Below are 233 nucleotides of genomic sequence, written 5' to 3' on the forward strand. Positions count from 1 at the left end.
ATGGTAATATCCGGATTTCCCTTATAATTACGCATTTTTTTAATTTTGTCCCAAGAGTAAACATTCCATGGTTCGTATTGGGTTTCCTTTTTGTTAAGATAAGAAATTCCCCAAGTTGAACCAATTTTACATTTCTTTCGAACTTTGGCAATTGACTTTTTCCGTTTCCTTGCTAGTGTTTTCAAACAGCTGTATTCAGCTAGATAACTTAAGTGAGTCAAAACACTTGGATT

General features: G+C 33.5%; 1 protein-coding gene. It reads right to left on the reverse strand.

What is annotated here, in order from left to right; all coding sequences use genetic code 11:
* The coding region (locus KHD59_RS02475; protein ID WP_308699655.1) for a group II intron reverse transcriptase/maturase at positions 1 to 233 on the reverse strand (233 nt) is incomplete at both ends.

The sequence above is a fragment of the Sesame phyllody phytoplasma genome, from assembly GCF_018390775.2.
GTDB lineage: Bacteria > Bacillota_I > Bacilli_A > Acholeplasmatales > Acholeplasmataceae > Phytoplasma > Phytoplasma australasiaticum.